Raw genomic sequence first — 19,026 nt, forward strand, 5'->3', positions numbered from 1 at the left:
ACACCGAATCCAGGCGGAGAATGCCTCAACGGACAGCACATCGCTGACACTCCAGTGACAGGACATCCCGGACACTGATCGGCCGATTTGTCGATGGGCCAGAAGTAGTTACGAGGGAGCAGCGGCTCGCCGGGGTCTTCGCCGATGTTGCTGCTGGCGGTGCGACGGGGGCGGGGGGTGTGCGTCAGGCGCGGTAGGTCTCGCGGTGAACGGCGTCGTGCAGGGGTCGGCCGCTGCGCCAGCCGAATCGTTCCAGGTCGGGGATCTGCTGGAAGGCGTGGACGGGACCGATACACAGCCAGGCCACGGGGTGGATGCCCGCGGGCAGGGCGACGAGGTCGGTGAGGAATTCGGGCTCGTAGAAGGAGACCCAGCCGACGCCGATACCCTCCGCGGTGGCGGCCAGCCAGAGGTTTTGGATCGCGAGAACGGCGGAGTAGACCCCCGTTTCGGGGACGGTGGCGCGGCCGAGCACCTGCGGGCCGCCGCGGCCGTGGTCGTAGCTGACCACGATGCCGGTGCCGCTCTCGACAATGCCCTCGATCTTGATGGGCTCGAAGGTGGCCGCGCGCTCCGGCGGCAGCGCGGTACGGAATTCGATCCGCTTGTCCGCCACATGATCCGCGAACTTTCGCAGCGTGCTCGGATCGCGCACCACGACGAAATCCCACGGCTGCGAATTCCCGACGCTCGGCGCCCGATGCGCGGCTTCGAGAATTCGCCACAGCGTCGCGTCGTCCACCGGTTCTCCGGTGAACTCTGCCCGCACATCGCGCCGCACCCGAATAGCCTCATAAACACTCAACCCGTCAGCACCCACCCGCTAACTCAACCACCCACGCCGTTCGCGCATTCGAGGGGAGTCAGATGGTGCCTAAAAGATCTTCAACAGCGACCATATGACTCCGCTCGAATGTCGAGAGCGACCATTTGGCTCACCTCGAAGCTTGCGGTGGAGTGCCTGCCATGTTTCGTTGCGGCGCGCATACGTCGGCCCGGTCCGATGAGATCGAACCGGGCCGGGTATGGCGCTGAGCGGGTTACTTGGTGAGTTGCAGTGCGCGTTCGATGGGGGCGGGGCGGCGGGAGAGGCGCTTCTTGCCCTCGGCGAGGGCGGTGCGCAGGCCGCGGCGTCTGCCGGTTTCCGGGTCGATGACCGGGCCGGGGGTGCCTGCGAACTTGCGTTCCGAAGCGGTTTCGGGAGCGTCGTCGACGGTGTCGCGCAGGTACTTGTTCGGCAGGGACAGCTTGAGGATGGTTCGCCAGGCCTTGAAGTACTGCACCGGCAGGGAGCCGGTGGTGTAGGGCAGGTCGTACTTTTCGGCCAGTTCCCTGACCTTCACGGCGATCTCGGCGTACCGGTTGCTCGGCAGGTCGGGGAAGAGGTGGTGTTCGATCTGGTGGCTGAGGTTGCCGGTCATGAAGTGGGTGAGCGGGCCGCCGGAGATGTTGGCACTGCCGAGCATCTGGCGCAGGTACCACTGGCCCTTGGTTTCGCCATCGATATCGGCCTTGGTGAACTTCTCCGCGCCGTCGGGGAAGTGCCCGCAGAAGATCACCGCGTTGGACCACACGTTGCGGATCGCGTTCGCGGCGAGGTTGGCGGTCAACGTCGAGAAGAACGCGGGACCGGTGAGCGCCGGGAAGATCACGTAGTCCTTGACGACCTGCTTGCCCATCTTGGTGAGCGCCTCGCTGCGCTTGCGCTCGAAGTCGGCGCGCTCCGGGGTGCCGGGCTTGAACCGGCCAGCGGCCAGCTTGCCGAGCTCCATGTGCTGGATCGCGACGCCGTATTCGAAGAGCAGCTGCAAAACCAGGTTGTAGACCGGGTTGCCCAGGTTGAACGGCTTCCACTTCTGGTCACGGGTGACGCGCAGCAGGCCGTAACCGATGTCGTCGTCCATGCCGAGCACGTTGGTGTACTTGTGGTGCAGGTAGTTGTGCGTGTGCTTCCAGTGCTTGGCCGCGCCCGCATTGTCCCATTCCCAGGTGCTGGAGTGGATTTCCGGATCGTTCATCCAGTCCCACTGCCCGTGCATGGCGTTGTGCCCGATCTCCATGTTCTCGATGATCTTGGCGGTGCTGAGCAGGGCGACGCCGGCCAGCCAGGCGGGCGGTAAGAAGCTGGCGAACAGCACGCCGCGGCCGCTGATCTCGAGTGCGCGCTGCAGCCGGATCACGTTGCGGATGTACCGCGCGTCGCGCGCACCGCGCGAGGCTTCGATATCCCGCCGGATCGCGTCGAATTCCGCGCCGAGTGCTTCCACGTCGGCGTCGGTGAGATGTGCGTATTCCTTGACATCCGAGATCGCCATGTCGGTTACAGTACCGTAGGTTACGAGACCGTAGGTTACGAGAACCTGAACGCGGGTGTGGCAAATCCCGCATTGCTAACGCGGTCGTTTGATGCTAGGCCGATTGCCCGGGCGATACGGCGTAAAGCCTTCTCCCGCACGGCCTTCCGGCGCAGGCTCGGCCGCTCCGTTCGGTGCTTGATACTGCTCTATCGGACACTTCCGCGCAACTCGAAGCGGCCGCCGGGTGCGCTGGTGATGTCCTGACAGCGAGGGCCGGTACTCCGCCTGAGTACCGGCCCTCGACTGGTTCAGCTCACCGACGTCGGCGCGTGCGCCGCAGCGAAGCCCGCCGCAGCACGGCCTTGCGGCGCAGCGAAGCCTGCTCGGTGCGGGCCCGCTCCTGCAGTGCCACGGTGGCCTCGCGCAGCGCTTCCTTCTCGTGCTCGGCCTTTTCGCGCAGCGCGCGCTTGGCCTCGCGCAGCATTTCCTTCTCCTGCCGCGCCTTCTCCTTGAGCACCACCTTGGCCTCGCGCATCGCCGAGCGCAGCCCGCGCCGCTGCCCGGTCTCCGGGTCGACGCCGAGCCAGCTCGCGGTGTCCGAACTCGGCAGCGACGGCAGCGTGATGCCGGCGAACTTGCGTTCCGAGGAGGTCTCGGGGGCGTTGTCGGCGGTGGCCTTGAGGAAACTGTCCGGCAGCGCGAGCTTGTGGATGGTCCGGAAGGCGAGCAGGTACTGCTTGCCGAGCGAACCGGTGGTGTAGGGCAGGTCGTACTTGTCGCACAGCTCGCGCACCCGCACCGCGACCTCGGAGTACCGGTTGCTCGGCAGGTCGGGGAACAGGTGGTGCTCGATCTGGTAGCAGAGGTTGCCGCTCATGAACGCCATCGCGGGCCCCGCCTTGAAGTTGGCGCTGCCGAGCATCTGCCGCAGGTACCACTCGCCGCTGGTCTCGCCCTCGAGCTGCTCGATGGTGAACTTCTCGGCGCCGTCGGGGAAGTGACCGCAGAAGATCACCGCGTAGGCCCACAGGTTGCGCACCAGGTTCGCGGTCGCGTTCGCCTTCAACGTCGACATGAACGCGGGACCGGTGAGCGCCGGGTAGAACAGGAAGTCCTTGGCCACCTGACGGGCGATCTTGCGACCGAACTCGCGGTTCGGCTCGGACATCAGCTCTTTCGGCGGAGTGCCGGACAGTTCCTTCTCGATACTCCAGTCGTGGATCGCGATGCCCCACTCGAAGGTGGCGGCGAGCAGCAGGTTCGCCAGCGGCTGCACCAGGTGCATCGGACGCCATGCCTCGTCGCGGGTCATCCGCAGGATGCCGAAGCCGAGGTCCTCGTCCTTGCCGAGCACGTTGGTATAGGTGTGGTGGGAGTAGTTGTGCGCCCGCCGCCACTGCGACGACGGCCCGGTCTGATCCCACTCCCAGGTGCTGGAGTGGATCTCCGGGTCGTTCATCCAGTCCCATTGGCCGTGGCTGATGTTGTGCCCGAGCTCCATGTTCTCGACGATCTTGGCGACCGACAGCAACGCGGTGCCGGCGAGCCAGGCCCAGCGCTTGCGGCTGCCGAACAGCACCGCGCGGCCCGCGACCTCGAGTGCCCGCTGTGCGGCGATGGTGCGCCGGATGTATTTGGCGTCACGTTCGCCGCGGGACTGCTCCACCGAGCGGCGGATCGAATCGAGCTCCTGCCCCAGTGTTTCGATGTCTGCCGCAGTCAGGTGCGCAAATGCCTGAATATCGGTGATTGCCACCGGGTGTCCTTTCGCTGCTCACTTTGATTTGAGGGTACTCAAAGACGGTAGGCAGCGTCCGGAGCAGAGGCCCGGCGCGTGCTCAGACGTCAAGGGTGCAGTCGCCCGCCGCGGCGGAGATGCAGGTCTGCACCTTGTCGCCTTCACGATGCTCGTCACCGTTGCGTAGGTCACGCACGTGCCCGGAACTCAATGTCACGACACAGGTTTGGCAGATGCCCATGCGGCAGCCGAACGGCATCTGCACGCCTGCGGCCTCGCCCGCCTCGAGCAGGCTGGTAGCGCCGTCGATCTCGGTGGTGCGGCCGGTTTTGCCGAAGGTGACGGTGCCGCCCTCGCCGACCGCGGAACGCTCGATCTCGAACCGCTCCACGTGCAGCCGGTCCGCGACGCCCGCGTCGCGCCAGTGGTGTTCGATCTCGTCCAGCATCGCGGCCGGGCCGCAGGCCCAGGTCTGCCGCTCGCGCCAGTCGGGGAACTTCTCGTCGAGGCCGGTCAGCGCGAACTTGCCGTGCTCGCCGGTGAGGTTGACGTGGGAGTTGAAACTCGGATGCCGATCGTGCAGGTCGCGCAGCTCGGCGCCGAACATCACGTCCTCGGCGGTGCGCGCGGAATGCAGGTGCTCCACATCGGTGACCATGCCGCGCCGATCCATCGACCGCAGCATCGCAAGCACCGGGGTGATCCCGCTGCCCGCGGTCAGGAACAGCACCTTCTCCGGCGGCGGGTAGGGCAGCACGAAGCCGCCCTGCGGCGCGGCCAGGCGCACCACGGTGCCGACCGGAACGCCGCTGACCAAGTGGCTGGACAGGAAGCCCTCCGGCATCGCCTTCACCGCGATGGAGATGACCCGCTTGCCGCCCGCCTCCGGATCGGACCAGTTCGGCGGGCAGGTCAGCGAATAGGACCGCCAATGCCAGCGCCCGTCGATCAGCACACCGATGCCGATGTATTGACCGGGTTCGTATTTGAAGTCGAAGCCCCAGCCCGGCTTGATCACCAGGGTGGCCGAGTCCGCCGTTTCCTTGCGCACGTCGACGATGCGACCGCGCAGCTCGCGCGCCGACCACAGCGGGTTGGCCAAATGTAAATAGTCATCCGGCAGCAGGGGGGTGGTGACACGCGCCACGGCCCCGCGCAGCACGTTCAGCCTGCCGCCGCGTTCGGCGACCGCGGCGGCCGGTGCCTCCAGCCACTCTCGCACGCCCCGCACGGAGAATCCCCCAGTTTTCGAGCTCATCGCTGCCGTTCGTCTTCCTGTTCGTCGGATGCGCTGCCCACGCAACAGCCAGGTTACGGCATCGTAGGTTGGCCGAGGGTGTCGTGGCGGTCACCCTGATCATCCTCCCGTCAGAGGAGTTCGAGCAGGAACGGCAGTTCCTGCGCGGCGTACCAGGCCAGCTGGTGGTCTTCGGCGTCGCCGAGCACGAATTCGGCGTCGGTGTCGCCGAGGTCGGCCGCGTCCACCACGTCGACGGCCTTGGCCACCTCGGGCTCGGCCTCGACCAGGTCGACGTGCACGCAACCGATCTGGTCGTAGGTGATCGGCCCGGCCAGCTTGACGACGGCGTCGTCGAGGTCGGAGCGCAGCTTCGCGCCGGTTACATCGGCGGCGATCACCGCGCGCCGATAGACCGGGCGGCCGGTCGCGGCGGGCTCGGCGTCGTCGGCCGGTTCGTCGGCCTCGTCGCGTTCGGCGGCGAGCAGGCGCAGCGAGGCGCGTGCGGCCTCGCCCATCGCCACCTCGGCCAGTTCCTCGTCGTCGCCGGAGGCGTAGGCCTCGCGTAGCGCCGGGGTCACCGCGAACGCGGTGCCGCCGATCGGGCGCAGTTCCCGGTTCGTGACGAGCTCGCGCAGCATCGGCACCGTCGCGGGGATATAGACCCGCAGTTTCTCCTGATCAGACGCAGGCACCGAGCATCTCCTCCATGGAATCGCGCACCGACGCGGCCAGCACCCCGATATCGGCCATCGCGTCGCGGTCGGCGTTGAGTCCGTAGAAGACGCGTCCGTTATAGGACGTGATCCCGATGCTCGAGGCCTGATTACGCAGCAGCGGCGACACCGGATACATCTCCAGCATCCGCGCGCCGCCGATGAACATCGGGGTCTGCGGACCAGGTGCGTTGGTGATCACCAGATTGAAAGTGTGTTCTGCGAAGGTACTCGCCGCGCGCACGCTCATGGCATGCAGGCTCGCCGGAGCGAACCCGGCCAGGTGCACCAACGTGCGCGCGCGGACGCCGCGATGCTGCCTGCCGTTGGCCTCGGTGGCGTGCGCGATGTGCGAAAGCCGCATCACCGGATTCGGCTCGCCGACCGGCAGGTCGATCAGGAACGAGGACACCTCGCTGGCCGGCTTCAGCTGGTCCCCGTCCGCCCCTTCGACATACACCGACATCGGCACCACCACCCGCAGCGTGGTCGATTCGATGAGGCCCTCGCCGCGCGACAGCAGCCAGTTGCGCAGCGCGCCGGTGACCACCGCGAGGATGACGTCGTTGATCGAGCAGTCGAAACGCTTGCGGATCTTGCGGTAGTCCTCGAGGTCGGTGCGCACCACGTCGAAGCGGCGGTTGCGCGAGGTGCGCGCGTTCAGGGGGCTATCCGGTGCGCCGGTCGTCGCGGCGCGCACGGCGGACACCACCGAGTCCATTGCCCGGCCCGCGGCGCCGATCACCGCGAAGGCGTGCCCGCTCGCACGCCGAGCCACCTCGATGGCCTCGCGCGGCTGGGCGACCAGGTGGGTCAGCGCCCCGACGAGCAGTTCCGCCTCGTTGGGTTCGCGGGGCGCGAGCCAGGCGTCGTCGGCGAGTTCGCGCGGCGACGGGCCGTTGTCGAGGATCACGTGGCCGATCTCCAGCGCGGTGTCCCCGTCGACCAGGGCCGAATGCGTCTTGGTGAAGATCGCGCAGCGGTCGTCGGACAGGCCCTCGATCAGATACATCTCCCACAGCGGCCTGGTCTGATCCAGTGGCCGGGAGGCCAGCCTGGCCACCAGTTCGTGCAGTTGCTCGTCGGTGCCCGGACCGGGCAGTGCCGAGCGGCGGATGTGATAAGTGATGTCGAACTGGCTGTCCTCGACCCAGACCGGGCGACCGAGGGCCAACGGGATCTCGCGCACTTTGCGCCGATAGCGAGGGACCAGCGAGAGCCTGGCGTCGACCAGATCGACCAGGCGGTCGTAGTCGAGCACCGGTTCAACGGGGCCGCTGCCCCGCTCGGTATTTCGGAGGATGGCGAGGGAGCCGATGTGGATCGGATTGCTGCTCGACTCGAGCCGATAGAACGACGCGTCCTGCGGCGTCAGTCTCGTGATCACGCTGCCCGGTGCTCCTTTTTCGATGCCGCCTCACGCCTATTGTGCTGTCGCCACAGGGATTCAGCTGCTCCGTTGTGGCGTATCCGGTGAAATCGGCGATCCCCTTTACCCGCCCCGGCTTCCGTGGCAAGCTGTTCGACTCGAGCACGGGGAACTCGATTCGATCACAGGGGGACACTGGATGCACAGTCGACGACCATCGCTTTCGCCGGCGCCGCGGCTCGAGCCGCCGCTGGATGGTGAGCGGCCGGGCCGCGCTCGGCCGGATGCGTTGTCGCCACGAGCCGCGCTGCCCTGCCGTCGCATGCCGTCACATAGCGGGCCAACCGATCGGGCGGCGCAGCGACGCGCCCGGCACGACGGACGTCCTCCATCGTACGGCACCGACGGTGAAACAGGTTCCGCGGCAAGTCGATTCGCCGAAAGTTCGCTGCGGTTGGTATTGGAGGTGCTTGACGGCCGGCGCTCGGCGGTCCAGCTGCGCAGACTCGCGACGCCGCCGGTGTTCGCTGCCATCGAGACGCTCGCGCGGTCCGCGCCGCCAGGACACGGGCTCGGTCCGGCCACCTTGACCAAGCTCGGCGTCGAGCTGACCGGCCCGAACTGCGCCGAGGTCTACGGCAGCTACCGGCGCGGGCCCCGGGTCTTCGCGGTCGCCGCGTGCGTGGTGCTGCAGCGGGCGGGCTGGCAGCTGACCGCGTTCCGCGTACTGTGAGTACCAGGGCGGATGACACGGCCACACGCTGATCCGGCGGAACGGCGCTGCTCGTCGGCACCTACGATCGGCACCGCATTACCATGGGGCGTGCCGCGGATTCCGCACTCGGAGCGCGAACCCGCACGCCGGCCGTGAGTCCACATCTCGCACCCGGCGCCGACGACACGAAATGACACACCGACCAGAGGACTGACGAGACCCGTGCCTGCGCTGACACTGACGAGGTTGCTACGGATTGGTGAGGGTCGCATGGTCAAGCGGCTCGCCAACTTCGCCGATCAGGTTCTCGACCTCGAGTCGGATTATGAGCTACTCACCGACGACGAGCTGCGCGGCAAGACCGACGAGTTCCGTGAGCGCTACTCCGACATGGTCGAGGACGGTCACGCGGATCCGCTCGGCGCGCTGATGGCCGAGGCCTTCGCGGTGGCCCGCGAGGCCTCCTGGCGAGTGCTGAACCAGAAGCACTACAAGGTGCAGATCATGGGCGGCGCCGCGCTGCACACCGGCAACATCGCCGAGATGAAGACCGGTGAGGGCAAGACGCTCACCTCGGTGCTGCCCGCCTTCCTCAACGCGATCAGCGGCGACGGCGTGCACATCGTCACCACCAACGACTACCTGGCCAAGCGCGACTCCGAGTGGATGGGCCGCGTGCACCGCTTCCTCGGACTCGAGGTCGGCGCGATCCTCGGCGGCATGACGCCCGCGCAGCGCCGGGTGGCCTACGGCGCCGACATCACCTACGGCACCAACAACGAGTTCGGCTTCGACTACCTGCGCGACAACATGACGCACTCGCTCGACGATCTGGTGCAGCGCGGGCACAACTTCGCCGTGGTCGACGAGGTCGACTCCATCCTGATCGACGAGGCGCGCACGCCGCTGATCATCTCCGGCCCGGCCGACGCCTCGAGCAAGTGGTACGCCGAATTCGCGCGTATCGCACCGCTGTTGAAGAAGGACCTGCACTACGAGGTCGACATCAAGAAGCGCACCATCGGCGTGCACGAGGCAGGCGTCGAGTTCATCGAGGATCAGCTCGGCATCGACAACCTCTACGAGGCCGCCAACTCGCCGCTGGTCAGCTACGTGAACAACGCGATCAAGGCCAAGGAGCTGTACTCGCGCGACAAGGACTACATCGTCCGCGACGGCGAGGTCATCATCGTCGACGAGTTCACCGGCCGCATCCTGGTCGGGCGCCGCTACAACGAGGGCATGCACCAGGCGATCGAGGCCAAGGAAGGGGTGGAGATCCAGCCGGAGAATCAGACCCTGGCCACCATCACCCTGCAGAACTACTTCCGCCTCTACGACAAGCTGTCCGGCATGACCGGTACCGCCGAGACCGAGGCCGCCGAGCTGCACCAGATCTACAGCCTCGGCGTGGTGCCGATCCCGACGAACCGGCCGATGATCCGCGCGGACCAGTCCGACCTGATCTACAAGACCGAAGAGGCCAAGTTCGCGGCCGTGGTCGACGACGTCACCGAGCGGCACGAGCGGGACCAGCCGGTGCTGATCGGTACCACCAGCGTCGAGCGCTCGGAGTACCTGTCCAAGCAGTTCACCAAGCGCGGCATCGCGCACACCGTGCTGAACGCGAAGTTCCACGAGAAGGAAGCCGAGATCATCGCCGAGGCCGGTCGGCCCGGCGCGGTGACCGTGGCGACCAACATGGCCGGTCGTGGTACCGACGTCGTGCTCGGCGGCAACCCGGACATCATCGCCGACCTCATCCTGCGCCGCGAGGGTCTTGATCCGGTCGAGACGCCGGACGCCTACCAGCAGGCCTGGTTGCCGACGCTGGAGCAGGTCAAGGCGCAGACCTCGGCGGACGCGGAGATCGTGCGCGACGCGGGCGGGCTCTACGTGCTCGGCACCGAGCGGCACGAGTCGCGGCGTATCGACAACCAGCTGCGTGGTCGTTCCGGCCGTCAGGGCGACCCCGGCGAGTCCCGGTTCTACCTGTCGTTGGGTGACGAGCTGATGCGCCGCTTCAACGGTGCCGCGCTCGAGTCGATCATGACCAGGCTCAACCTGCCCGACGATGTGCCGATCGAGGCCAAGATGGTCTCCAAGGCGATCAAGAGCGCGCAGACCCAGGTCGAGCAGCAGAACTTCGAGATCCGCAAGAACGTGCTCAAGTACGACGAGGTGATGAACCAGCAGCGCACCATCATCTACGGCGAGCGCAACCGGATCCTGCGCGGCGAGGACATGGAGGGCCAGGTCCAGAGCATGATCACCGACGTGGTCACCGCCTACGTCAACGGCGCCACCGCCGAGGGCTACGTCGAGGACTGGGATCTGGACAAGCTGTGGACGGCGCTCAAGACGCTGTACCCGGTCAAGCTCAGCTACAAGGACCTGACCGGCGAGACCGCGGTCGGCGAGGCGGGCGACCTGAGCCGGGAGGAACTGCTCGACGCGCTGCTCGACGACGCGCACGAGGCCTACGAGCGGCGCGAGGCCGAGATCGACGGGCTGGCCGGCGAGGGCAGCATGCGCAATCTCGAACGGCAGGTGCTGCTTTCGGTGCTCGACCGCAAGTGGCGCGAACACCTCTACGAGATGGACTACCTCAAGGAGGGCATCGGCCTGCGGGCGATGGCGCAGCGCGACCCGCTGGTCGAATACCAGCGTGAGGGCTTCGACATGTTCGCGGCGATGCTCGAGGGCCTGAAAGAGGAGTCGGTCGGCTTCCTGTTCAACCTGCAGGTCGAGGTGCAGCAGCCGCAGCCGGAGGGCGTCTCGGTCGACCAGGGCCTGCGCTCGCCGGTCGGTGCGATGGCCGCGCCGCGTCCGCTGCCCACCGACGAGGCGCCGGTCGCCAACGGCAGCAGCGCCCCGGCGGCGTTGCGCGCCAAGGGCATCGACGACTCCGCCCGGCGCGGGCTGAGCTACTCGGGTCCGGACGAGGGCGGCCATCGCGAGGTGCACAGCGATGCCGAGGAGTACGGCGACGGCACCACCCGCCGCGAGCGCCGCGAGGCCGCCCGCGCGCAGGAAAAGCCGAAGCGCGCCCCGAAGCCGCGTCGCCGCCACTAAGAGTTGACGCCGAAGCGCCCAAGGACTCCGGTCCCTGGGCGCTTTTGCGTTCCGGTCCCGTTCAGCCGCGGTGGAGGTGCCTTTGCGCTGGAACCCGCCCGTAGGGTTCGCAACAGGCGTAGTTTCGGCGCTCGTGGACCGAAGCACAGTTGAGGCATGGGTCGGCGAATACGAACGGGCCTGGCGATCGCCGGGCACCGAGCAGCTCGGCGACCTCTTCGCCCCCGAAGTCGGATACCAGGTCTCACCGTGGGCGGAACCGCTCACGGGGTTACCCGCGCTGGCGAAATTCTGGGAGACCGGACGCGACAGCCCGAACGAGTCGTTCACCATCGAGCCCGAAGTCGTTGCCGTGGACGGACTCACCGCGGTAGTCCGGGCGGAGGTCGACTACCCCGACCAACCCGCCCGCTGGCGTGACCTATGGGTGCTGCGCTTCGATCAGGAAGGCCGCTGCACCTGGTTCGAGGAGTGGCCGTTCGCGCCGGGCCAGCCCGACGGGCAGGAACAATCCAGCGCGGCGTTACCCGGCTGAGCGACGCTGGGGAAAGTCCCCAGCCGTATCGAAGCCGTGATCTAGTCGACCGGCCGGGGCGCGTTGCTGGTCTGCCAGTGGTCGTTGGCGTTCAGCGCGGTGAGCAGGAGGCGGATGGCGGCCACCCGGCGCTGTTTGCCGGGCAGTTTGTCCAATGCGCACTCGGGGTCGGCGGGTGGGCCGAGGTGGGTGCAGCCGCGCGGGCAGTCCTCGATGGCGGCGGCGAGGTCGCTGAAGGCGGCGACCACGTCGTCGGGGGTGATGTGCGCCAGGCCGAAGCTACGGATGCCCGGGGTATCGATGACCCAGCCGCCGCCCGGTAGGGGCAGCGCCACGGACTGGGTGGAGGTGTGTTTGCCTTTGCCGACGCCGGAGACCGCGCCGACAGCCCGATAAGCGTCTGGCACAAGGCGATTCACCAAGGTGGACTTGCCGACGCCGGAGTGGCCGATGAACGCGGTAAGGCGGCCGGTGAGCAATTCGAGTACCGGGTCGAGCGGATCATCGACGCCGCCGTAGACGATGGTGAGATCGAGATCCTCGAAGGCGGAAGCGAATTCGGACTCGGCGGCCAGATCGTGCTTGGTCAGGCACAGCACCGGATGCAGCCCACCGGCGTACGCGGCGACCATGCAGCGCTCGACGAATCCGGTGCGCGGCGGCGGGTCGGCCAGGGCGACCACCATGAACAACTGCTCGGCATTGCCGACCACGATCCGCTCGAACGGATCGGTGTCATCGGCGGTGCGCCGCAACACCGTTCGGCGTTCGGTGACCCGCACGATGCGGGCCAGCGAATCGGGTCTGCCGGACAGATCGCCGACCACGTCCACCTGATCGCCGACCACGATCGGGGTGCGGCCGAGTTCCCTGGCCCGCATGGCGACGATGTGCCGGTCCGGATCGTCACCGAGGACACAACCCCAGCGGCCGCGATCCACCGACACCACCATGGCGGATTCCGCATCACTGTGCTGCGGACGGGTTTTCGTGCGCGGACGCGAACTCTTGCCCGGGCGGACCCGGACGTCGGACTCGTCGTACTCGCGCTTTCTCAGTGCGCCGTCCCTTGATCGGAGAGCGTCGGATCGAGCATTTGTTCCCACAGCGCAACGAAATTCGGCAGCGTCTTGGCCGTGGTGCCGATGTCCTCGATCTCGATGCCTGCCACCCGCAACCCGAGAATCGCTCCGGCCGTTGCCATTCGGTGGTCGGCGTAGGAATGCCAACGGCCACCGTGCAATTCGGCTGGCTCGATCTCCAGCCCGTCCTCGGTCTCGGTGACCTTGCCGCCGAGCCGGTTGATCTCGGTGGACAGCGCGGCCAGCCGGTCGGTCTCGTGGCCGCGCAGGTGCGCGATGCCGCGCAGATGCGACGGGGAATCGGCCAGCGCCGCCAAGGCGGCGACCGTCGGGGTCAGCTCGCCGACATCGTGCAGATCGATATCGATACCGGCCAGGCGATCGGGGCCGTGCACCGTCAGCACGCCGTCGAAAACGCGCGCCTCGGCGCCCATCCGCACCAGGATCTCGCGGATCACGTCGCCCGGCTGGGTGGTGAGCCGCGGCCAGTGCGGGATCTTGACCTCGCCACCGGTGACCGCGGCGGCCGCCAGGAACGGTGTCGCGTTGGACAGATCCGGCTCGACATCCCAATCCACCGCGCGGATCGGGCCGGGCGCCACCTGCCAGGTCTGCGCCAGGCGGCTGTGCTCGGGCGCCTGCACCTGCACGTCGGCCCGGCGCAGCATCTCCACGGTCATCTCGATGTGCGGCATCGAGGGCAGCGCCTTGCCGTCGTGGTGCACGATCAGGCCCTCGTCGAACCGCGCCGCCGAGAGCAGCAGGCCCGAAACGAACTGCGAGGAACCGGAGGCGTCGATGGTCACCGAGCCGCCGCGCAACGCGCCCTTGCCATGCACGGTGAACGGCAACGCGTTGCCGTCGATGTCGGCGCCGAGGCTGCGCAGCGCGTCCAAGATGGTGCTGAGCGGGCGAACCCTGGCCTGCGCGTCGCCGTCGAAAGCCACATCTCCGGCGGCCAGCGCGGCCACCGACGGCAGGAAGCGCATCACGGTGCCCGCGAGCCCGCAGTCGACCCCGGCGCCCCGCAACGGGCCAGGGGTCACGGTCAGCGTGTCCCCGTCGCCCTCGATGCCGGTGCCGAGCGCGCACAACGCCGCGATCATCAGATTGGTATCGCGACTGCGCAACGCACCGGACAGCGTCGAAGGACCATCGGCCAGTGCGGCCAAGATCAAGGCCCGGTTCGTGATCGACTTCGATCCAGGCAGGGTCACGGTCGCGTGCACCGGGACATCGACATGGGGCGCTGGCCAGAAACTCACGAGGTTAGTGTATTTGCCGCGTGGCCGCGGCGTGGTTCGCGGCCCCTTAGACGGCCGCGAACGGGTCGCTCGCAAGGCCTCGCTCCGTGGTGGTCGTCGGGCGACGACCACCACACTTCAGGTCAGCCAACTGCGGCTATGTGCCGCAGAAGTACTGTCGCGCAAGCGGATTCCTTACTTGTGCCGTCCGTGCAGGAACGGGACCAGCTTGCGCAGCAGCTTCATGGTGGACTGGGTGCGTGAGTAGCTGAGCAGTGCCATGCCGGGAATCGCGAAGCGCTGCACCGCGATCGAGTGCGGACGGGCGAATTCGCGCAGGCCCGGCTCGCCGTGGATGCGGCCGATGCCGGAATCGCCGACGCCGCCGAACGGCAGGCCGGGGATGGCGGCGAAGGCGAGCACGGAGTTCACCGAGGTGGCGCCGACGTGCAGCCTGCGTGCGATCTCCAAGCCGTTCTTCTTCGAGTACACCGCCGAGGACAGGCCGTACTTGGAGCTGTTGGCCAGTTCGACCGCCTCGTCGACGCCGTCGACGGTGCGGATGGTGACCGTGGGGCCGAAGGTTTCCTCCTGCACCGCCTCGGACTTCTCGTCCACGTCGACCAGCACGACGGGCTCGATGAACGGCGCCTTCACCGATTCCGGGCCGCCGAGCACGGCGGTGCCGCCGTTCTTCAGCGCGGACTCGATGTGGCGGCGCACGATGTCGACCTGGCTCGGCATGGTCATCGGGCCATAGGAGGCTTCGGCGCCCGAGCCGGGCCCGACCTTCTCCAGGATCTTCTTCACCTCGGCGACGAACTCGTCGCGCACCGACCGGTCGACGTACACCCGTTCCACGCCCGCGCAGGTCTGTCCGCTGTTGGCGGTGGCACCCCAGGCGACCGCGTCGGCGGCGGCCTTCACGTCCGCGTCACCCGCGACGATCACCGCGTCCTTGCCGCCGCATTCGAGCAGCACCGGGGTGAGGTTCTCGGCGGCGGCGGCCATGATCCGCTTGCCGGTCGCGGTGGAGCCGGTGAACGCGAGCTTGTCGACACCCGCCTTGACCAGCGCCGCGCCGGTCGCACCGTAGCCGTTGATGGTGATGAATACGCCCTCCGGCAGGTCCGGGTTGGCCTTGGCGAACGCGTCGGCCAGGAAATTGCCGATGCCGGTGGAGAATTCGCTCGGCTTGAACACCACGGTATTGCCCGCGGCGAGCGCGTAGCCGATGGAGCCGTTGGGGGTGTAGACCGGGTAGTTCCACGGGCCGATCACGCCGACGACGCCGAGTGGGCGCTGCTCGACCCTGGCGGCGAAGTTCGACATGAACGCGCCGGGGGAGACCTTCTTGGGCGAGAGCACCTTCTTGGCGTTCTTGGCCGCCCAGGCGATGTGCTCGAGCGCCAGCATCAGTTCCAGGAAGGCGTCGTCGAGCGGCTTGCCGTTCTCGTCGTGGATCAGCTTGCAGAACTCATCGGAATCCTTGACCAGCTGGCTCGACCAGCGCAGCAGGTGCGTCTTGCGCTCGTCGTAGCTCAGCGCGCCCCAGGTGGCGGCGGCCGTGCGCGCTTTCGCGACGGCCGCGAGTACCGCGGCCTCGTCCGCGATCGGATGGGTGCCGATCACCTCGCCCGTCGCGGGGTTCACCGACGTGAGCGCTGTGTCGTGGTCGGCAGGTTTGGTGTCGGTGGATGTCACGATGGGTCTCTCCTCTTGCCGGGTGGGTGCTCGGGACGACGTCGATCCCGGTTGCTCCTGGCGGTGGCCGGTCGGTGCGCAAGCGTCAGCGGACGGGCACGACAGACCGCCCATCCCCTGAGAGAATGTTAGGTCAAAACTCTCAACTGGTCACCAGCTATGGACCAATTGTCCATGAGATTGTCGGTGCTGGGTGGGAGTATCGGCATATGTGCGGACGATATGCGACCACGACAGACCCCGGCCGGCTCGCGGTCGAGCTGGATGCGATCGATGAAACCGATAGCACGGCGGGCTCGGGCAATTTCACCAACTACAACGTCGCGCCGACCACGCAGATCCTCACCGTGGTCGAGCGGCACGAGCACGGCCACAAGGACGACGAGCCCAAGCTGCGGTTGCGGCGGATGCGCTGGGGCCTGATCCCGTTGTGGACCAAGGCCGCCGAGCCGGGAGTTCCGGTGAAGGGCAAGCCGCTGTTCAACGCCCGCGCCGACAAGGCAGCGACCACGCCCTCGTTCCGTGACGCGGTGAAATACCGGCGCTGCCTGGTCCCGATGGACGGCTGGTACGAGTGGGTCGTCGAGCCGGACACCGGAGCAAAGGGCAAGGCGGTCAAAAAGCCCTTCTTCATGTCGCAGGCCGACGGCTCCCGGCTGTACATGGCCGGGCTGTGGTCGGTATGGCGGGACAAGTCCCTCGAGGAGAGCGAGCCGCTGCTGTCCTGCACCATCCTCACCACCGACGCGGTCGGCGACCTGACCCGCATCCACGACCGGATGCCGCTGCCGATGCCGCAGGAGCACTGGGACGCCTGGCTCGACCCGGACCACCCGGCACCCGCCGAGCTGCTGGCGACGCCGAGCGAAACGGCGATCGCGGGGATCGTGGCGCGACCGGTGCCGTCGCTGGTCAACAGCGTGAAGAACAACGGGCCGGAACTGCTCGAGCACCTGTCCGCAGACGAAGAAGCCGGGCAGATCAGTCTGCTCTGACCGCCCGGCTCCGCATGTTCGGCTATCTCAGAGCGAACACTTCACGGCGGGGCTCGCGATATTGAGTCCGCACTTGACGATGCCGGTGACCAGGTCGATCACTTCGGTGGTCACCGTGCCGCCGAGCTTCTCCGCCTTCTTGCCCTGCTCGTCCGGCTTGGGTGTGCCCGGCGTGCCATCGTCGGTGCCCAAGCCGTCGAAGGGGAAGTCGACCTGGGTCGCGATGGGCGCCGCGGTAGCCGTCGGAGCGTGCAGCGCGAACGCGCCGACGGCCACGGTGAAGGTTCCGAGCAGGGCGACGATCACGGTGCGGACACGCTGGTGCGCGGGCATTTCGCATCACATCCTCGAGTCGGACGAATCTGGCCTGTCCATTGACGCACAGATTGTGTCGAATCAAGTGAATTACCGGGTCCTCACTGTGGCGGTGACCGCCGAGGTCAGCCGGACCAGATCGGCGGGTGCGAGCTCGATCTCCAGCCCGCGGCGGCCTGCGCTGCACAGGATGCGATCCCAGGTCAGCGCGGAATCGTCGAGCACGGTCGGCAACAGCTTGCGCTGACCGAGCGGCGAGATGCCGCCGAGCACGTACCCGGTGGTTCGCTCGGCCTTCGCCTTGTCGGCCATGCTCACCTTCGATACGCCGAGCGCGGCCGCGGCGGCCTTGAGCGACAACATATTCGGCACCGGAAGCACCGCGACGGCGAGCGAGCCGTTGGCCATTTCGAGCACCAGCGTCTTGAAGACCTGCGCCGCGGTCACACCAAGCTCGTCGGCGAGCGCGTCGACCGCCTCGGTGCCATAGGAATCGGCGCGCGGATCGTGCTTGTAGGTGTGCACCCGATGGGCGATCTTGGCCTGGGTCAGCGTCCGGATCGCCGGTGTCGAGGCTCCTGCCATGGCCGAAACCTTAACGACGAAACCCGCCCGGCCCGCAACGGATTTTGGCTGCTGGCGTTTCGCTGCGGGAACACAGGACGTGTCCCGCATGTTGGAAGCGAGTACAGAGCGGTCGGACGGGACGAAATCCCCGGCCGTCGCCGCTGATCAGCCCAGTAAATGACGTGAAGGAGATGTCGGTGCCCGTGCTGCTCGACGAACGTCCGATCTGGACGAAGGCGTCACCAACGGAAGCCGGATTCCCCGACGAATTGCCAGTGCCGGTAGATTTGGCAGGTACGGCGATCGAAGGGACAGGTGTGACGAGCGACCATGCGGCGCGAGCGACGGGCCCGGAGGCGGCAGCGGAGCAAAACCACGCAGAGACCCGCGAGGGTCGCGAATCCGAGACTGACGTGGTGACCGACGGTGTCGGTGCCGCGGTCGACGAAACCGAGCTGGCGCAGCGGTTTGAGCGTGACGCGCTCCCGCTGCTCGACCAGCTCTACGGCGCCGCGCTGCGGATGACCAGGAACCCGGCCGACGCCGAGGATCTGGTGCAGGAGACCTACGTCAAGGCGTTCCAGGGTTTCAAGTCCTTCAAGGAGGGCACCAACCTGCGCGCTTGGCTGTACCGGATCCTGACCAACACCTACATCAACTCCTACCGCAAGAAGCAGCGCCAGCCCGCGCAGTACCCGACCGACGAGATCACCGACTGGCAGCTCGCCGCTACCGCCGAGCACACCTCGCAGGGTCTGCGTTCGGCCGAGGTCGAGGCACTGGACGCGCTGCCGGACGACGACATCAAAGCCGCGCTGCAGGAGCTTCCGGAGGAATTCCGGATGGCCGTGTACTACGCGGATGTCGAAGGCTTCCCATATAAGGAAATCGCCGACATCATGGGCACCCCCATCGGTACCGTGATGTCCCGGCTGCACCGTGGTCGCAAGCAGCTCAAGGGTTTGCTCGCCGATGTCGCGCGCGAGCGTGGATTCAACCGTTCGGGGGAACGCCAGGAGGTCAAGCAGTGAGCATCGAGCGGGACCCCGATATGGACCTGGACTGCACGGCCGTACTCACCGATATCTGGCTGATGCTGGATGGGGAGTGCAACGACGACACCCGTGCTCGCTTGCAGCACCACATCGATCATTGCTCGCCCTGCATCGAGGCCTACGGCATCGAAGAGAAGATCAAGGGTCTGCTGAGCCGCAAATGCGGCGGCGACCGTGCGCCGGACGCCCTGCGCGAACGACTGACCTTCGAGATCCGTAAAACGGTGACGGTCACCCAGGTGGAATCCACCCGCATCGAGACCTCCGAGTCCTGACCCGCCCACCACAGCGCGAGTCTTACGAGCGCCGTTCGCGGCCCGTCGCGCGTCCGAGCTGTCGAAGCGCATGCGCCGCAGGCGCGAGTCTCGACAGCTCGGACGCG

At 67.3% G+C, this 19,026-nt stretch carries 17 protein-coding genes; 6 read left to right on the top strand and 11 right to left on the bottom strand.

The features are described from left to right. Positions 1 to 184: 184 nt before the first annotated feature. The 6 genes from bluB to ACIA8C_RS03615 form a co-directional block, all read right to left on the bottom strand. Complete coding sequence (gene bluB, locus ACIA8C_RS03590) at positions 185 to 805, bottom strand: 5,6-dimethylbenzimidazole synthase (protein WP_397130643.1); 621 nt, start codon at positions 803 to 805, stop codon at positions 185 to 187. A 235-nt stretch (positions 806 to 1,040) separates the two neighbouring features. Beyond that, complete coding sequence (locus tag ACIA8C_RS03595) at positions 1,041 to 2,315, bottom strand: fatty acid desaturase family protein (RefSeq protein WP_397130644.1); 1,275 nt, start codon at positions 2,313 to 2,315, stop codon at positions 1,041 to 1,043. Positions 2,316 to 2,610: 295 nt separating this feature from the next. Beyond that, positions 2,611 to 4,053 (bottom strand): fatty acid desaturase, encoded by a 1,443-nt coding sequence (locus ACIA8C_RS03600; protein WP_397130645.1) that lies wholly within the window; start codon positions 4,051 to 4,053, stop codon positions 2,611 to 2,613. Positions 4,054 to 4,135: 82 nt separating this feature from the next. Then, the gene (locus ACIA8C_RS03605; RefSeq protein WP_397130646.1) at positions 4,136 to 5,293 is read right to left on the bottom strand and encodes a ferredoxin reductase; all 1,158 of its coding nucleotides are present in this window, start codon (positions 5,291 to 5,293) and stop codon (positions 4,136 to 4,138) included. Between the two features lie 110 nt (positions 5,294 to 5,403). Beyond that, positions 5,404 to 5,913 (bottom strand): DUF6912 family protein, encoded by a 510-nt coding sequence (locus ACIA8C_RS03610; RefSeq protein ID WP_397130753.1) that lies wholly within the window; start codon positions 5,911 to 5,913, stop codon positions 5,404 to 5,406. A 40-nt stretch (positions 5,914 to 5,953) separates the two neighbouring features. Next, the gene (locus tag ACIA8C_RS03615; protein WP_397130647.1) at positions 5,954 to 7,375 is read right to left on the bottom strand and encodes a wax ester/triacylglycerol synthase family O-acyltransferase; all 1,422 of its coding nucleotides are present in this window, start codon (positions 7,373 to 7,375) and stop codon (positions 5,954 to 5,956) included. 304 nt (positions 7,376 to 7,679) lie between these two features. On the opposite strand from ACIA8C_RS03615, the gene ACIA8C_RS03620 reads away from it, so the two are divergent. From ACIA8C_RS03620 to ACIA8C_RS03630, 3 genes are all read left to right on the top strand, one after another. Beyond that, a complete protein-coding gene (locus tag ACIA8C_RS03620) occupies positions 7,680 to 8,090 on the top strand; it encodes an Rv3235 family protein (protein ID WP_397130648.1) in 411 nt (136 codons plus the stop codon). A gap of 204 nt (positions 8,091 to 8,294) precedes the next feature. Next, positions 8,295 to 11,147, top strand: a complete 2,853-nt coding sequence (secA, locus tag ACIA8C_RS03625; protein WP_397130649.1) for a preprotein translocase subunit SecA — start codon at positions 8,295 to 8,297, stop codon at positions 11,145 to 11,147. Positions 11,148 to 11,280: 133 nt separating this feature from the next. Beyond that, positions 11,281 to 11,682: a nuclear transport factor 2 family protein gene (locus ACIA8C_RS03630; protein ID WP_397130650.1), complete on the top strand. Its 402-nt coding sequence runs from the start codon at positions 11,281 to 11,283 to the stop codon at positions 11,680 to 11,682. A gap of 41 nt (positions 11,683 to 11,723) precedes the next feature. Here the strand turns inward: ACIA8C_RS03630 and rsgA are convergent, their stop codons facing one another. The 3 genes from rsgA to ACIA8C_RS03645 all read right to left on the bottom strand — a co-directional run bounded on the left by rsgA (position 11,724) and on the right by ACIA8C_RS03645 (position 15,712). Beyond that, positions 11,724 to 12,788, bottom strand: a complete 1,065-nt coding sequence (gene rsgA / locus ACIA8C_RS03635; RefSeq protein ID WP_397130651.1) for a ribosome small subunit-dependent GTPase A — start codon at positions 12,786 to 12,788, stop codon at positions 11,724 to 11,726. Then, positions 12,737 to 14,029, bottom strand: a complete 1,293-nt coding sequence (gene aroA / locus ACIA8C_RS03640; protein ID WP_397130652.1) for a 3-phosphoshikimate 1-carboxyvinyltransferase — start codon at positions 14,027 to 14,029, stop codon at positions 12,737 to 12,739. Before aroA ends, rsgA begins: the two co-directional genes overlap by 52 nt. Before the next feature lie 174 nt (positions 14,030 to 14,203). Next, positions 14,204 to 15,712, bottom strand: a complete 1,509-nt coding sequence (locus ACIA8C_RS03645; RefSeq protein ID WP_397130653.1) for an aldehyde dehydrogenase family protein — start codon at positions 15,710 to 15,712, stop codon at positions 14,204 to 14,206. A gap of 209 nt (positions 15,713 to 15,921) precedes the next feature. On the opposite strand from ACIA8C_RS03645, the gene ACIA8C_RS03650 reads away from it, so the two are divergent. After that, positions 15,922 to 16,707 carry an SOS response-associated peptidase gene (locus ACIA8C_RS03650; RefSeq protein ID WP_397130654.1) on the top strand — a complete coding sequence of 262 codons (786 nt, stop codon included), beginning with the start codon at positions 15,922 to 15,924 and terminating at the stop codon, positions 16,705 to 16,707. A 27-nt stretch (positions 16,708 to 16,734) separates the two neighbouring features. On the opposite strand, the gene ACIA8C_RS03655 is transcribed toward ACIA8C_RS03650, so the two are convergent. Continuing rightward, positions 16,735 to 17,040: a hypothetical protein gene (locus ACIA8C_RS03655; RefSeq protein WP_397130655.1), complete on the bottom strand. Its 306-nt coding sequence runs from the start codon at positions 17,038 to 17,040 to the stop codon at positions 16,735 to 16,737. Positions 17,041 to 17,112: 72 nt separating this feature from the next. After that, complete coding sequence (gene ybaK / locus ACIA8C_RS03660) at positions 17,113 to 17,607, bottom strand: Cys-tRNA(Pro) deacylase (RefSeq protein ID WP_397130656.1); 495 nt, start codon at positions 17,605 to 17,607, stop codon at positions 17,113 to 17,115. 173 nt (positions 17,608 to 17,780) lie between these two features. On the opposite strand from ybaK, the gene ACIA8C_RS03665 reads away from it, so the two are divergent. Next, the gene (locus ACIA8C_RS03665) at positions 17,781 to 18,620 is read left to right on the top strand and encodes a sigma-70 family RNA polymerase sigma factor (RefSeq protein ID WP_397130754.1); all 840 of its coding nucleotides are present in this window, start codon (positions 17,781 to 17,783) and stop codon (positions 18,618 to 18,620) included. A 20-nt stretch (positions 18,621 to 18,640) separates the two neighbouring features. Then, entirely contained in the window at positions 18,641 to 18,919 is a 279-nt protein-coding gene (rsrA, locus tag ACIA8C_RS03670; RefSeq protein WP_397130755.1) for a mycothiol system anti-sigma-R factor, read from the top strand. Positions 18,920 to 19,026 lie beyond the last annotated feature (107 nt).

The sequence above is a fragment of the Nocardia sp. NPDC051321 genome, from assembly GCF_044455225.1.
GTDB lineage: Bacteria > Actinomycetota > Actinomycetes > Mycobacteriales > Mycobacteriaceae > Nocardia.